16 protein-coding genes and 1 tRNA gene are annotated in these 12,810 nt (G+C 71.1%); 8 read left to right on the forward strand and 9 right to left on the reverse strand.

The window, feature by feature from the left end; translation table 11 throughout:
• Positions 1-9: 9 nt before the first annotated feature.
• Entirely contained in the window at positions 10-588 is a 579-nt protein-coding gene (locus ABD164_RS10185) for a 2-phosphosulfolactate phosphatase (RefSeq protein WP_344295841.1), read from the reverse strand.
• Between the two features lie 102 nt (positions 589-690).
• On the opposite strand from ABD164_RS10185, the gene ABD164_RS10190 reads away from it, so the two are divergent.
• Positions 691-2,064 carry an HNH endonuclease signature motif containing protein gene (locus ABD164_RS10190; RefSeq protein ID WP_344295843.1) on the forward strand — a complete coding sequence of 458 codons (1,374 nt, stop codon included), beginning with the start codon at positions 691-693 and terminating at the stop codon, positions 2,062-2,064.
• A 95-nt stretch (positions 2,065-2,159) separates the two neighbouring features.
• On the opposite strand, the gene ABD164_RS10195 is transcribed toward ABD164_RS10190, so the two are convergent.
• Complete coding sequence (locus tag ABD164_RS10195; protein ID WP_344295844.1) at positions 2,160-3,407, reverse strand: hypothetical protein; 1,248 nt, start codon at positions 3,405-3,407, stop codon at positions 2,160-2,162.
• 111 nt (positions 3,408-3,518) lie between these two features.
• Here ABD164_RS10195 and ABD164_RS10200 point away from each other — a divergent pair, with 111 nt between their 5' ends.
• The 4 genes from ABD164_RS10200 to ABD164_RS10215 all read left to right on the forward strand — a co-directional run bounded on the left by ABD164_RS10200 (position 3,519) and on the right by ABD164_RS10215 (position 7,018).
• The gene (locus tag ABD164_RS10200; protein ID WP_344295846.1) at positions 3,519-4,028 is read left to right on the forward strand and encodes a hypothetical protein; all 510 of its coding nucleotides are present in this window, start codon (positions 3,519-3,521) and stop codon (positions 4,026-4,028) included.
• The gene (locus ABD164_RS10205; protein WP_344295848.1) at positions 4,025-4,654 is read left to right on the forward strand and encodes a DUF1684 domain-containing protein; all 630 of its coding nucleotides are present in this window, start codon (positions 4,025-4,027) and stop codon (positions 4,652-4,654) included. The genes ABD164_RS10200 and ABD164_RS10205 overlap by 4 nt, the downstream gene beginning before the upstream one ends.
• A 235-nt stretch (positions 4,655-4,889) precedes the next feature.
• A complete protein-coding gene (locus tag ABD164_RS10210) occupies positions 4,890-6,434 on the forward strand; it encodes a DEAD/DEAH box helicase (protein WP_344295850.1) in 1,545 nt (514 codons plus the stop codon).
• An 80-nt stretch (positions 6,435-6,514) separates the two neighbouring features.
• Positions 6,515-7,018, forward strand: coding sequence for a GNAT family N-acetyltransferase (locus ABD164_RS10215; protein WP_344295852.1), 504 nt, complete (start codon positions 6,515-6,517; stop codon positions 7,016-7,018).
• Positions 7,019-7,124: 106 nt separating this feature from the next.
• Here the strand turns inward: ABD164_RS10215 and ABD164_RS10220 are convergent, their stop codons facing one another.
• The gene (locus tag ABD164_RS10220) at positions 7,125-7,706 is read right to left on the reverse strand and encodes an NUDIX hydrolase family protein (RefSeq protein ID WP_344295854.1); all 582 of its coding nucleotides are present in this window, start codon (positions 7,704-7,706) and stop codon (positions 7,125-7,127) included.
• A 37-nt stretch (positions 7,707-7,743) separates the two neighbouring features.
• Here ABD164_RS10220 and ABD164_RS10225 point away from each other — a divergent pair, with 37 nt between their 5' ends.
• Positions 7,744-8,394: an alpha/beta hydrolase gene (locus ABD164_RS10225; protein WP_344295855.1), complete on the forward strand. Its 651-nt coding sequence runs from the start codon at positions 7,744-7,746 to the stop codon at positions 8,392-8,394.
• Positions 8,395-8,447: 53 nt separating this feature from the next.
• On the opposite strand, the gene ABD164_RS10230 is transcribed toward ABD164_RS10225, so the two are convergent.
• Complete coding sequence (locus ABD164_RS10230; RefSeq protein WP_425545937.1) at positions 8,448-8,834, reverse strand: DUF5997 family protein; 387 nt, start codon at positions 8,832-8,834, stop codon at positions 8,448-8,450.
• Between the two features lie 84 nt (positions 8,835-8,918).
• Between ABD164_RS10230 and ABD164_RS10235 the strand changes: the two genes are divergently transcribed.
• Positions 8,919-9,599 carry a LysR family transcriptional regulator substrate-binding protein gene (locus ABD164_RS10235; RefSeq protein WP_344295857.1) on the forward strand — a complete coding sequence of 227 codons (681 nt, stop codon included), beginning with the start codon at positions 8,919-8,921 and terminating at the stop codon, positions 9,597-9,599.
• Positions 9,596-10,333 carry a glutamine amidotransferase gene (locus tag ABD164_RS10240; protein ID WP_344295858.1) on the forward strand — a complete coding sequence of 246 codons (738 nt, stop codon included), beginning with the start codon at positions 9,596-9,598 and terminating at the stop codon, positions 10,331-10,333. Before ABD164_RS10235 ends, ABD164_RS10240 begins: the two co-directional genes overlap by 4 nt.
• A 56-nt stretch (positions 10,334-10,389) precedes the next feature.
• Here the strand turns inward: ABD164_RS10240 and ABD164_RS10245 are convergent, their stop codons facing one another.
• From ABD164_RS10245 to ABD164_RS10265, 5 genes are all read right to left on the reverse strand, one after another.
• Complete coding sequence (locus tag ABD164_RS10245) at positions 10,390-10,662, reverse strand: GlsB/YeaQ/YmgE family stress response membrane protein (RefSeq protein ID WP_344295860.1); 273 nt, start codon at positions 10,660-10,662, stop codon at positions 10,390-10,392.
• Positions 10,663-10,758: 96 nt separating this feature from the next.
• On the reverse strand, positions 10,759-11,478 hold the full coding sequence (locus tag ABD164_RS10250; RefSeq protein WP_344295862.1) for a YidC/Oxa1 family membrane protein insertase: 720 nt from the start codon (positions 11,476-11,478) through the stop codon (positions 10,759-10,761).
• Between the two features lie 132 nt (positions 11,479-11,610).
• Entirely contained in the window at positions 11,611-11,904 is a 294-nt protein-coding gene (locus ABD164_RS10255) for a DUF6412 domain-containing protein (RefSeq protein ID WP_344295863.1), read from the reverse strand.
• Between the two features lie 111 nt (positions 11,905-12,015).
• On the reverse strand, positions 12,016-12,555 hold the full coding sequence (locus tag ABD164_RS10260) for a GNAT family N-acetyltransferase (RefSeq protein ID WP_344295864.1): 540 nt from the start codon (positions 12,553-12,555) through the stop codon (positions 12,016-12,018).
• A 58-nt stretch (positions 12,556-12,613) separates the two neighbouring features.
• Positions 12,614-12,703: transfer RNA gene (locus ABD164_RS10265), tRNA-Ser, on the reverse strand.
• Between the last annotated feature and the right edge of the window lie 107 nt (positions 12,704-12,810).

Raw genomic sequence — 12,810 nt, forward strand, 5'->3', positions numbered from 1 at the left:
TGTGTCGAGCTACGCCGGTGTGCCCGCCCCGCCGGTCACGACTCCGGTGCGGCTGATGCGCACCACGCTCGAGCTGTCGAGCGCACTCGCCGCGTGTATCTCGGCCGAATCGACACCCGATGCGACCGCGGAACGGCCGGCCCCCGACGCACCCGTCAGGTGGCGCACCGCACGGCGCAGCGAAGTGAAAGCAGCGCATGCGACCGCGGCTTCGGGCGAGGTGTCGTCGATGCCGAGCGCGATGAGCGCATCGACGATCGCGCCGCTCGCGAGTACGTCGTCGGCGGCGAAGGCACCGTCGGGGTCGCCGGCGGCGACGATCGCGATGTAGAGACGGCGACCCAGACGCTCCTGCTCGGCGAGCAGCCACGCGGCGATGGCCGAGGCATCGATGAAACCGCCTTCGAGCACGGCCGGGCCGGCCGGCATTTCGGAGATGGCGGGTGACGGGACATCCGTCAGCACGTCGACCCACACGACCACGTCGGCACCGCCGCCGATGCGGTGCGCGCCTGCGACGCCCTGGTCGAAGCGCACCTGATAGCTCGCCTGCGCCCGCGGCCTGAGATCGGGCGTTCTCGAGAACATGGTTCGAGCGTAATAGCGCCGCGTGCGGCGTGACATGGCATGTGACCTCGCATGAAGGTCGGGCGCCGATCTGATGTCGGTGGCTCGGCATACGCTCTGGTCATGGAAGATTCATTCGATGCAGACGTCGACTGGGATGCGTCATTCGACGCCCTCGTCGCGAGCATCGAAGCGGGCGACGGCGACCTCACCGTCGCCGGCTGGTTCGGTGGCGAGAGCGATGAGTGGCCCACGTCGCATCTCTCGCAGCCACCGATTGAGTCACAACCACCACGCGGTTCTCTCCCCGCGCGCGAGCGGCTCGCGTCGCTGCTGTTCGATGCCGAGGCAGCGCAGTTCACGGCCAACCGGGCCATGGCCGATCAGCTCGAGGCGATCGACCTCGCGGTCGACCTGGCCCGACGCATGCCGAGGCTCTACCTGCAACCGTCGGCGCTCGGCGGTTCCGGCACCGAAGAGCTCGCGGTGCGCGCGGTGGTCGCCGACGTCGCGGCGCGGTTGCGCCTCAGCGAGGCGACCGTCCGTACCCAGGCACATCTCGCCGCGTCACTCCGGCAGCACCTCCCGCAGTTGTGGCAGCGGTGCGTGAGCGGGGTGGTGCCGTACGCCGACATGCGCTCGGCGGTCGACCAGCTCATGGGTCTTCGCGACGACCCCGAGGTTCGAGCGGAGTTCGATGCCGGCGTTGCACGCATCGCCGGCACCATGACACCGGCCCGGTTCCGGGCGGCGGCGCGGGCACTTCGCGCGCGGCTCGAACGCGAAAGCCTGACCGCACGTCACGCGCGAGCCCTCGCCGAGAGACGCGTTGTCTTCGAGCCAGTCGATGACGGCATGACCTGGGTGTCGATGTTCGTCGACTCCGTCGATGCGGCCCGCATCAAGGCGCGGTTGAACTCCACCGCCCGGCACGTCTCCCGCCACCAGGGCGAGCAGCGTACGCGCGACCAGGTCCGTGCCGACCTCGCGGTCGCCTGGCTCGCCGGCGACGGCACTCCGACTGCGGCGAAGGTCGACGTGATCGTCACGGTTCCGCTGCTCACGGTCACGGGCGCCGATGACGCGCCGGCACACCTCGACGGGCACGGTCCGATCGATCCGGCGACCGCGAGGCAGCTGTTCGCTGACTCCCCGTCATTCCTTCGCGTCGCGGTCGACCCCATCACGAGCGCGCCGCTCGATCTCGATCGCACCCGCTACCGCCCCACCAAGGCGCAACGTCGGTGGCTCGCACTGCGGTTCGGCACCTGCGCTCGAGCCGGTTGCGGCAGGCTCGCAGTCGACTCAGATATCGACCACCTGCTCGACTGGTTCCTCGGTGGGCGAACGAACGAGGGCAACCTCGTGCCCCTTTGCCATCATCATCACCGTCTGAAGCACGTCACCAAGTTCAGGGTGAAGCGCACCGATCCCGGCACCGTTCAGTGGACGAGCCCCACCGGGCACACCGCGGGCAACGACCCTCCGCCGTTCTGATTCGCCCGACTGGGGCGCCTCACGCAGAGGGCATGCTCGAGACGGAGGCGCCGTGGCACCGGCCATGCCATGCACACCGGCAGGTCACCCGCCCCTCACATCGAACATCGCGAGCGCCTCGGCGTCGCTCGCGCGCGAGGTCGCGCGCCGGGCAGCATCAAGGGCCGCCACGGGGTCGGGCTCCTGACGCGCGATGACGAGTTGCCGCTCGGCCTCGGCGAGCCGGGTGCGGGCATCGGCCCCGACACCGCCGCGTCCGCGATCGATCGCCGCACGCGCGACCCGCAGCTGGCTCTCGGCGATCGCGATCGCCCCGCCCAGCGCGCCGCGGGCGCCGTCGAGCCGGTTCTGGGCGGTGCGCGCGGCCGCGCGGGCGACCTCGAGCCGGTCACGGGCGGCGCGCAGGCGATCGCGGTCGGCGAACGGATCCCCGACACCTCGCTACGAGCGGCGATGACCGCCGACACCTCGCCGACGGCCTCGCCGAGTCGCGCGCCCGCGTCGGCGTCGTCGGCATCATCGCGTTCCCGGCGAGCTGCAGCGAGCTCGCCTTCGAGCGCCTCCCGCTCCTCAGACGCCGACGCCTGCGCGTCGGCCAGTTCGAGTTCGAAGCCCTCGACTTCGCCGAGGTCGCGGGTCGCCTGGGCCACCCGGTCGCCCGCGACGGCGAGTCGATCTTCGACAGGTCGGCTGCCGTCGACGCGGCGTTCGGCCTCGTCGAGCGCCTCGGCCGCAGCGGTCAGCGCGGCCTCAGCCCGCCGGGCCGCCGATCGCACTGCGGTCAGTGCGCTCGCATCGAAGCGCGTACCGAGCCGGTCGAGCATCTGCGACGCCTCCGCGTGTCGCCGCTCGAGCCGCGCCGCCTGCTCGCGCAGTGCCGGAAGTTCGTCGCCGGCGCCGCGCTCGGCTCGTCGTCGTGTCGTCAGCGCCGCGTCGGCCGCATCGATCGCCGCGAGCGCCGAACGGCAGAGGTCGTCGATGCGCGCCGTCCAGCTGCGGCGCTCGGCAGCCGAGTCGGGCTCGGCGTCGTCGAGCCGCTGCTGCAGCAGGAACGCCTCGCGCAGCCGGCCGCGAGCCGAGTCGACCGTGGCGCGCAGCTCGCGTGCCGACGCCGCACCGAACTGCGCCTCGACGAACGCCACTTCGCGCTCGGCGTCGCGCACGGCGTCGTCGGCCTGCACGATGCGTGCCTTCGCCTGCGCTTCTGCTGCCCGACCCTGCTCGAGGTCACGATGTTCACGGCGCGAGCCGAGTCGACGCAGACCCACGACGGCGCCGCCGAGCACGACGGCCGCGGCCCCGAAGACGAGCAGCGACGGCAACCACCAGAGCGATTCGGGCATGTGCCGGATTCTAGGCGGCGCGCGTGACCGCGGCCTCCGAAGCCGCTGCGACATGCCTGCCGATGCGGCGATGGCCTTGGCAGGGACATCCGCTCGTCATACTCTCAGCACATGCGGGTGCTCCTGAAACTCGAACTCGACTGCACGGCCGACGCCGCGTGGCGGGCGATCCGCAGCCCTGCGGTGCTGCGCGAGGTCGTGGCACCCTGGCTCGACTTCACGTCACTCGATCCGGGCGGGCTGCCCACCGTGTGGCCCGAGGGTTCGCACCGCCTGCGCGCCCTCGCGTTCCGCCGATTCACCGCGGGCGACGAGCAGGTCGACGTCAGCTATCCCGGCGGTCTGCCGACCGGGGTGCGCATGCTGCGTGACGGCGGCGGCGCCGTCACCGGCCCGCTCGCGGTGTTCGACCGATGGGACCATCGCATGGCCGTCTCGCCGTTGCCCGGCGGCCGTGCGCTGTACCGCGACCAGCTGCTCGCGCACGCCGGGCCGCTCGACCTCGCGGCGTGGTATCCCACGTGGGCGTTCTGGCAGTGGCGCGGCGCTCGCCTCCGGCAACTCGCACCCGGGTGGTCGTACGACCCGCCCGGAACCGCCGACGCGCGGGCGGCGGCATGACCGACACCATCGGCGCCCTGCAGCTCTCCGACTGGCGCCGCCGCATGTTCGGGCTCTATGCCGGTGTGCGCCAGCTGAGCGCGCACGACCCGGCCGCCGGCCACGAGCTCTGGAAGTCCGCGCGCGACGAGCTCTTCGCGGGACATCCGCTCTCACCGCTGCTGCCCGACGATCGCGCGCAGTTCACCGGGCTGACCGTGCCGCGCTACGACCCCGACTGGCGGTACGAGCTCGAGGTGCATCGCGCCAACGAGCCGGTTCGCATCAGCGTCGACGGCGGTGCCGACGGGCCGGTGCCGTTCTCGCTCGTGGGAACCGTGCACATCCCGTACTTCGGCACCCTCGACGTCTGGCGCCTCGTCGACTACGGCGGCGGGCTGTTCCTCCCGGTCAAGGACGGCCTCGCGGGACTCCCTGGCGGCACCTACGGCGGCGGGCGCTACCTGCTCGACACGGTCAAGGGCGCCGACCTCGGTGCGGGCGCCGACGGCGACAGCCTCATCGTCGACTTCAACTTCGCCTACAACCCCTCATGCGCCTACGACCCGTCGTGGTCGTGCCCCCTCCCGCAGGCGGGGAACACGGTGCCCGCCGAGATCCCGGTCGGCGAGCGGATGCCCCGCTGACAGGTTCGCCGCAGCCCGATGCGCTATGCTCCTACACGGCGGCCGCGATGAACGCGCCGCCTGCGTCGTAGAAACGCTTCCGGGCAGGGCCTCATCACGAGGGCGCCCGTTGACTCTCATACGGCGAACGGATGCGCCGACCGGCGCCTTCGCCAATTCCCACCGTCGGGCTCCCGATCTGCCGCTGTGCGCGGCCAGACACCCGACGGTGTCGCATGCCCCGAAAGGCCACCCTGTGACCGACACCACCTTCAGCACGCTCGGCGTGCCCGCTCCCCTCGTCGCCGTGCTCGCTGCCGACGGCAAGACCGAGCCGTTCCCGATCCAGGTCGACACCCTGCCCGACACGCTCGCCGGACGCGATGTGCTCGGCCGCGGCAAGACCGGCTCGGGCAAGACCATCGCCTTCGCGCTGCCCCTCGTGGCGCGCCTCGGCACGACCCTCGCGGGCGGCCGTCGCCGCCCGGGCCGCCCGCTCGCGCTCGTGCTCGCACCGACGCGCGAGCTCGCCACGCAGATCACCAACACGATCGAGCCGCTCGCCGCGGCCTACGACCTGCGCGCCACCACGATCTTCGGCGGCATCAACCAGAAGCGCCAGGTCGAGGCGCTGCGCGCCGGCGTCGACATCGTCGTGGCCACCCCCGGCCGCCTCGAAGACCTCATGAAGCAGGGCTTCATCACCCTCGACGCGATCGAGATCACCGTGCTCGACGAGGCCGACCACATGGCCGATCTCGGCTTCCTCCCGGTCGTCACCCGCATCCTCGACAGGACCCCGCAGGGCGGGCAGCGCCTGCTGTTCTCGGCGACGCTCGACAACGGCGTCGACAAGCTCGTGAAGCGCTACCTGCAGAACGAGGTGCTGCACTCGGTCGACGAGGCGAACTCGCCCGTCGCCCAGATGACGCACCACGTGTTCGAGATCGCCGACGTCGACGCCAAGAACGAGCTCGTGAAGACGCTCGCGAGCGGCATAGGCCGCCGCATCCTCTTCATGCGCACGAAGCACCACGCGAAGAAGCTCGCGAAGAAGCTCACCGAGCAGGGCATCCCCGCGGTCGACCTGCACGGCAACCTGTCGCAGCCGCAGCGCGACCGCAACCTCGCGGCGTTCGCCGACGGTTCGGCCAAGGTCATGGTGGCCACGGATGTCGCAGCACGCGGTGTGCACGTCGACAACGTCGAGCTCGTCATCCACGTCGACCCGCCCATGGAGCACAAGGCGTACCTGCACCGCTCGGGCCGCACGGCTCGCGCCGGCAGCGAGGGCGACGTGGTGACCATCTGCCTCCCCGCGCAGAAGCAGGACCTCAAGACCCTGCTGCGAAAGGCTGCCATCACGGTGACGCCGCAGCAGGTCAACGCGACCTCGCCCGCGGTCACCTCGCTCGTCGGCGACGTCGCTCCGTACGTGAAGCCGGCGCCTCGCGCCGCCACCCAGCAGCAGGGCGGCGGCCGTTCACAGGGCGCCAACGCACAGCGCAAGCGCGCGGCCCGCGACGGCCAGGGCGGCGAGTCGCGCGGTCAGGGTCGCAGTCGCGGTCGCGGGCAGTCGGATGTCGCACCCGCGACTCCGCGGCGCGACCGCTCGGGCCGCCCGGCCGAGACCAAGGCGCACGCCCCGAAGCAGGGCGGTGGCCAGAGCCGCGGCGCGCAGACCTCGGGCGCGCAGCGCGGGACATCCGCTCGCTCTGGCGCCGCGAAGCAGCCGATCCGCGTCGGCAGCCTCGTCTCGCCCAATCGCAACACCCGCGGCAACCGCCGCGCGCAGGGCTGATCCGGCAGGGTGAACCTCGACACGCCAGGGCGCGTCCGCCTCGATTTCGTGGCGGGCGCGCCCTGGCCTAGTCTCGGGGCATGAGCACCGAAGTCGCTGCCGAAGTCGTCGTCCGCCCCATCCGCGACTCCGATGTGGAGGCGCTGGGACGCGTACACGCCACCTGCTGGCACGAGACCTACGACCACCTGATCAGCGCCGCCGCGTTCGAGCACCTGTCGCCGCGCCGCATGGCCGAGCTCTGGACCCACATGGCCGCCCGCGGCGACGAGTACAACCAGTTCGCCGCGCTCGTCGACGGCGAGATCGTCGGGTTCGTCGGCTCGGGCCCCGCGCGCGACGAGAACCCGCCGCGCGAGCGTGAGCTGTACTTCATCTACCTGCTCGACGCGTACCACGGCACCGGCATCGGCCAGAAGCTCTTCGACGCAGCGTGCGGCGACGGGCCGGGCTACCTCTGGGTGGCGTCCGACAACCCGCGTGCCCACCGCTTCTACGCCCGCAACGGCTTCGTCGCCGACGGCGCCGACCAGCACGTGCCGTTCCTCGGCGAAGAGATCCACGAGGTGCGCCTGGTGCGCTGAGCGTCGCCGGTCGAGTAGCGGAGCGTATCGAGACCCCATGAAGTGGTCTCGATACGCTCCTTCGTCGCTACTCGACCGACTACGGCCTTCGTCGCTACTCGACCGACTAGGGCAGCGCGCCCACCGAGGCGAGCGCCTGCTTCACGAGCGTGCCGCGCCCACCCTCGAGTTCTGCGCGAACGGTGTCGGTCACCGCTTCGGCAGGGGTCATCCACGTGACCTCGAGCGCATCCTGCCGCGGCTCGCAGGTGCCGGTGACCGGCACGACGAACGCGAGCGACACCGCGTGCTGGCGCTCGTCGGTGAACGGCGAGATGCCGGGCAGGGGGAAGTACTCGGCGACCATGAACGGAACAGGGCTCGCGGGCAGAAGCGGGAACGCCATCGGCCCGAGGTCCTTCTCGATGTGGCGGAACAGCGCGTCGCGCACGGTCTCGCCGTACATCACCCGGCCCGACACGATCGTGCGGGTCATCTCGCCGACGGCGTTCGCGCGCAGCAGCATGCCCACCTCGGTGACCTGGCCGAGCCCGTCGACGCGCACCGGCACTGCCTCGACGTAGAGCAGCGGCAGCCGCCCCCGCACCTCAGCGAGCTCGAGATCGCTGAGCCACCCCGGATTCACCGGCGGACGCACGACGGGCTCGTCGTCGGGATTCCAGTCGGGATCGGGGGTGCGTACGGTCATGCCTCTGATTCTGCCCCACCGCGATAGCGTTGCACCCATGGCCACCGTGCGGATCGACGACGACAGCGTACTCTGGTCGGCTTCGGAGGCCGACCGTGCGGGCCGGCCATTGCTGCTGTTGCTGCACGGGTTCAACTCGAACGAGGGCGACCTGTTCGGGCTCTCACCGTACCTGCCCCTCGAGCCGGCGATCGCCTCGCTGCGCGCCCCGAGCTTCACCGGCTACGGCTACGCGTGGTTCCCGCTGCTCGCGCAGGGGCGCGAACAGGCGCTCGCCGCGGCGGCCGCGGCGACCGACGCGATCATCGAGTGGCTCGACCGCACCGCCGCCGAGCACTCGACCATCGGCCTGCTGGGCTTCTCGCAGGGCGGCGCCATGGCGCTCGAGCTCATGCGACGCGATCCCGAGCGATTCGCGTTCGCGGTCAACCTGTCGGGCTTCGCGATGCCCGGGGTTCGCGACGAAGACGAGCACCTGCAACAGGTCGCCCCGCCGGTGTTCTGGGGCCGCGGCACCGACGACGGCGTCATCGATGCGACGTTCATCGCGCACACGATCGAGTGGCTGCCGGCGCACGCAGACCTCGACCAGCGCACCTACGAGGGCCTCGCGCACTCGATCTCCGAGGTCGAGCTGAGCGACGCGGCCGCGTTCATCGCGAAGCAGCTCGCCGCTGCGGCAGGCTGAGCTTCGAGTTCGCGCGCACGTCGGTCGAGTAGCGCGAAGCGCGTATCGAGACCTCAGACCCCCGCGCCGCCCGACTCTCGACCCCGAGCGGCGCGCTCCCTGTCACGCTCGGTGACGCGCACCTTCTCGGCGCGCACTGCCGCTTGCGTCGCACGCTCCTGCACGAGCCACGCCGGGGGCGCGGCGAGCAGCGCCTTGATCTCGGCGGTCGTGAGCGGCTCGTCGATGCCCGCGCGGGCGAGCCCCGAGTTCGAGACGCCGAGTTTGGCGGCCACCACGGTGCGGGGGTGCGGGCCCTCGCGCTTCAGCACCTGCAGCCACTCGGGCGGGTCGGACTGGAGCGCACTGAGCTCATCGCGCGTGACGACGCCCGACCGGAACTGCTCTGGCGCGGCTTCGAGCAGAATGCCGAGCTTCTTGGCGGCGGTTTCGGGCTTCATCGACTGGGACTGACTCACCCTCACACCGTAGCCGATACCCTCGGAAGTGCCGCCGATCGGCGGCGATGACGAGTTGGGGGCACCGTGCCGCTGAGGCTGCGCTACGTCGCGGGGGTGAGCCCCGCGAAGTGGCTGCGCGCGTGGGGCGAGCGGCGTGCCGACATGCCCCTCGAGGCCGTGCGCGTCGAGCAGCACGCGCAGGCCGACGGCCTCGCGACGGGCGACATCGACCTCGCCTTCGTGCGGCTTCCGATCGACGTTGACGGGCTCGACGCCGACGCGCTCAACATCGTGCCGCTGTGGGAGGAGACCGCCGTCGCCGTGCTGCCGCGCGACCATGCGCTCGCCGACCATGAGACGCTCAGCACCGCCGACCTCGACGGCGAGCAACCAGCGCCCGCGCAACCCGACCCGGCGATGACCGTCGAGCTCGTCGCTGCCGGCAGCGGTTATGCGGTGCTGCCGCACGGCGTCGCGCGACTGCATCACCGCAAAGATGTGGTCGCGATTCCACTGACGGATGCCCCGACCACGCGTATCGCGCTGGTGTGGCGGGTCGAGCGCGACGACGACGACATCCAGGAGTTCGTCGCCGTGGTGCGCGGGCGCACGGCGCGCAGCTCTCGTGGTGCGCCCGACGAGACGCCCGCCGCGAACCCGAAGGCTGCTCGCGCCGCGAAGCGCGCGACTGCGCAGCGCGCGACCGCGAAGCAGGCCGCTGCGAAGCGGGCGAGCCGTTCCCGCTCGCGCCGGAGAGGCCGATGAGCGAGCGGCCCTTCCTCTTCATCTCAGCGCGGCCCGAGGTCGAGGCCGTCGGCCCCGAGTACGAATCGGTGCGGCGGGCCTGCGGGCTCGACGCGGCTCGCCTCGAGCACCTGCGCCTCGACGTCGACCCGCTCCACACGGTCGACCCCGCCGCGTTCGCGGGCATCGTCGTGGGTGGCAGCCCGTTCAACGTCACCACGGCCCACGAGCAGAAGCACCCCGTGCAGCGTCGGGTCGAAGCCGAACTGGCGCAGCTGGCCGAGCGCGCGCTCACCACCGACCTGCCGCTGCTCCTCACGTGTTACGGCATCGGCGTGCTCACCCTCGTGCTCGGCGGCACCGTGGGCACCCTGCACGGCGAAGATACCGCCGCGGTCGAGATCACGCTGACGCCCGACGGCCGCGACGACCCACTCGTCGGGGTGCTGCCCGATCGATTCGACGCCCTCGTCGGCCATAAAGAGGCCACCGAGCGCCTCCCCGACGACGCCGTGCTGCTCGCCTCTTCGGCGGGCTGTCCGGTGCAGATCTATCGCGCGGGCCCGCGCGTGTACGCCACGCAGTTCCACCCCGAGGTGTCGACCGCCGATTTCGTCGCCCGCGCCGAGGTGTACCGGCACCACGGATACTTTCCGGCGAGCGAGCTTCGCGAGGTCAGCGAACGCCTGGCAGCGGCATCCGTCACCGAACCGCAACGAATGCTGCGACGGTTCGTCGAACTCGCCGACGCGTGACCCGACACCACGACGCGTGACGCGACGCGCCCATGCGTCGCGTCACGCGTCGACGGTCAGGCGCTCTTGCTTCGGCTTCCGCGGGTGATGAGACCCCAGATCAACAGCACGATGATCGACCCGGCGATCGCCAGGAGCCACGTGCCGAGATCCCAGAACTCGGTGAGTCCGCGACCGAAGATGAGGCCGCCGATCCAGCCGCCGAGCATGGCGCCCACGACGCCGAGCAGCAATGTGATGAACCAGCCGCCGGCCTGCTTGCCAGGCAGGATGAGCTTGGCGATGGCACCGGCGATGAGGCCGAGAATCAGAAACGCGAGGAAACCCATCTTTGCTCCTTCGTTGTGGTAGGTGAACTCAACCACTCGGCGCGATCGCTGGCAAGTACCTGAGAGTGCGTGTCGCGGACCAGGATCTTCCTCCGCTCATGCTGCGCTCGGCTCCGGCAGCGGGTAGACACGGCGCAGCAGCATCCGCTGGCAGAGCGTCCACGTGACCGTGACGAGCAGGTAGAGACCGGCCGCGAGCGGAACGAACACCGCGACGACGGCAGTGATGAACTGCAGCAGGCCGAGCAGGCGCAGCGCCTGCATTCGGAACACCCGCCGCGTCACCTCTCCGACGGCGGCGATCATCACGATCACGGCGCCGAAGACGAGCAGCACCTCGGGCGTGACGGTGGCCGCGGCGATCGATCCCGCGAGACTCGACCCGAGCGGCACGCCGAAGAACGTGTGCGTGAGCAGGTCGTTCGGGTGGCCGGCGATGGTGGGCAGAATGAACAGGGCGTAGATGATGCCGACGATCGGCGCTTGGACGAGCATCGGCAGGCAGCCCGCGAGCGGGGTCGTGCCCTCGGACTGGTAGAGCCCCATCATCTCGCGCTGCAATCGCTCGGGGTTCTTCGAGTGCGTGCGCTGCAACTCGGCGAGCCGGGGCGCGAGCCGGGCGCGAGTTCGCTCGGCCTTGGCCTGCGAAACGCCCACAGGAATGAGGGCGGCGCGCACGAGCAGCGTCACGAGCACGACGGCGGCGGCCGCGCTCGAGACGCCCACGAGCGGTTCGAGCAGGTCGGCGAGTGCCATGAGCACGGCGTGAGCGCCGTCGAGCAGGGCCGCGATGGGCGGGAAGGCGTAGAGGTCCATTGGTGGTTTCCTTGCGGTCGAGGGATGCGGGATCCGTCTGGCCGCGAGGGGTCGCCGAAGGGCTCGCTGGGCGAGCGTCGGCTGGGCGACGGGTGTCGCTGGCGCGAGGTACGCGCTGGGCGAACCGGTTCGCTACGCGGCCGGGATGCCCCGACCCGGCGCCCTCGGGCGGGCACGACCCGGCGCGTCGGGGTCGCTCTGTGCGAGCAGCGTGCCCGGGTCGGCGGTCTGCCGCAGTCGTTGCGCGGCACCGCTCGAATCGGCGGCGACGAGAGCCGGGAGCGCCCGGTACGTGGTCACGATGACGGCGACGGCGGCTGCGCCGACGACGCCGAGCAGCAGCACGGTCATGTGCGCGTTCGACGCCACCGCGAGTTCGAGCGACGCCTGCGTGAACCGGAGGAAGGCGGCGATGAGTTCGATCACGCGATCACCTCCGGTCTCGTCGCCCGCGCCCCGCGGCGCCCGGCCTCAACGGTAACACCCCGCCTTCACGTTGATGGGGCACCCGCCTCGCCGGAGCGCCGGTCGACCCCGTCAGCCCTCGAGCAGCCGTTCGAACAGCAGGTGGTCCTGCCACCTCCCCGCGATGCGCAGGTAGCGCCGGGCAAGGCCGAACCGCTCGAAGCCGTTGCGCTCGAGCACGAGCTGCGACGCCCGGTTGTGCACGAGGGTTCCGGCCTGTACGCGGTGCAGGCCGAGCTCACGCGCCGCGGCCACTGCGACGCCGACGGCGGTCGTGGCGATTCCGCGGCCGGTGTACCGTGCGTCAACCCAGTAGCCGAGGTTGGCGTTGAGGAACACGCCGCGCACGATGTCCGAGAGGTTCACGCGCCCGATGATCTCGTCGCCGTCGACGATGACGAGCGGCAACGCAGTGCCCGCCTCGAGTCGCTGCAGCGCGACCTCGACCTCGCTCTCCTGCCAGTCGGCGGTGAAGAACGTCGCGGTACGGGCCGGCTCCCATGGTGCGAGGTGCTCGCGGTTGCGCAGGTATGCGGCGGCGAGCGCGAGCCCGTCTCCGACGGCCAGTTCGCGCACGACGACGCCCTCGTCGAGCTCCACGAGTCGGTGCACTCCGCGATCCTTGCACGAAACGAAGAACCCCGCGATCGGCATGATCGCGGGGTTCTGGTGGCGGTACCGGTGGGATTTGAACCCACGGTGCGCTTTCACGCACACAACTTTTCGAGAGTTGCACCTTCGGCCGCTCGGACACGGTACCGAGGACGATCTTAGACGACGACGGCCAGACCTCCAAAACGAGCCACGGCCTTCTCAAAGTCCGGCGAGGCGCCGGGCGGTTTCGGGGTCGCGCATGGCTGACCGGGT

This window comes from Agromyces neolithicus, assembly GCF_039529735.1.
GTDB classification, from domain to species: domain Bacteria; phylum Actinomycetota; class Actinomycetes; order Actinomycetales; family Microbacteriaceae; genus Agromyces; species Agromyces neolithicus.

What these genes read in the sequence shown, in the direction of transcription:
- ABD164_RS10195 (WP_344295844.1), bottom strand. Translation starts at nt 3,407, where the DNA reads ATGCCCGAATCGCTCTGGTGGTTGCCGTCGCTGCTCGTCTTCGGGGCC.
- ABD164_RS10240 (WP_344295858.1), top strand. Translation starts at nt 9,596, where the DNA reads ATGAGCGAGCGGCCCTTCCTCTTCATCTCAGCGCGGCCCGAGGTCGAG.
- ABD164_RS10205 (WP_344295848.1), top strand. Translation starts at nt 4,025, where the DNA reads ATGACCGACACCATCGGCGCCCTGCAGCTCTCCGACTGGCGCCGCCGC.
- ABD164_RS10225 (WP_344295855.1), top strand. Translation starts at nt 7,744, where the DNA reads ATGGCCACCGTGCGGATCGACGACGACAGCGTACTCTGGTCGGCTTCG.
- ABD164_RS10215 (WP_344295852.1), top strand. Translation starts at nt 6,515, where the DNA reads ATGAGCACCGAAGTCGCTGCCGAAGTCGTCGTCCGCCCCATCCGCGAC.
- ABD164_RS10245 (WP_344295860.1), bottom strand. Translation starts at nt 10,662, where the DNA reads ATGGGTTTCCTCGCGTTTCTGATTCTCGGCCTCATCGCCGGTGCCATC.
- ABD164_RS10185 (WP_344295841.1), bottom strand. Translation starts at nt 588, where the DNA reads ATGTTCTCGAGAACGCCCGATCTCAGGCCGCGGGCGCAGGCGAGCTAT.
- ABD164_RS10220 (WP_344295854.1), bottom strand. Translation starts at nt 7,706, where the DNA reads ATGACCGTACGCACCCCCGATCCCGACTGGAATCCCGACGACGAGCCC.
- ABD164_RS10250 (WP_344295862.1), bottom strand. Translation starts at nt 11,478, where the DNA reads ATGGACCTCTACGCCTTCCCGCCCATCGCGGCCCTGCTCGACGGCGCT.
- ABD164_RS10200 (WP_344295846.1), top strand. Translation starts at nt 3,519, where the DNA reads ATGCGGGTGCTCCTGAAACTCGAACTCGACTGCACGGCCGACGCCGCG.
- ABD164_RS10190 (WP_344295843.1), top strand. Translation starts at nt 691, where the DNA reads ATGGAAGATTCATTCGATGCAGACGTCGACTGGGATGCGTCATTCGAC.
- ABD164_RS10230 (WP_425545937.1), bottom strand. Translation starts at nt 8,834, where the DNA reads ATGAAGCCCGAAACCGCCGCCAAGAAGCTCGGCATTCTGCTCGAAGCC.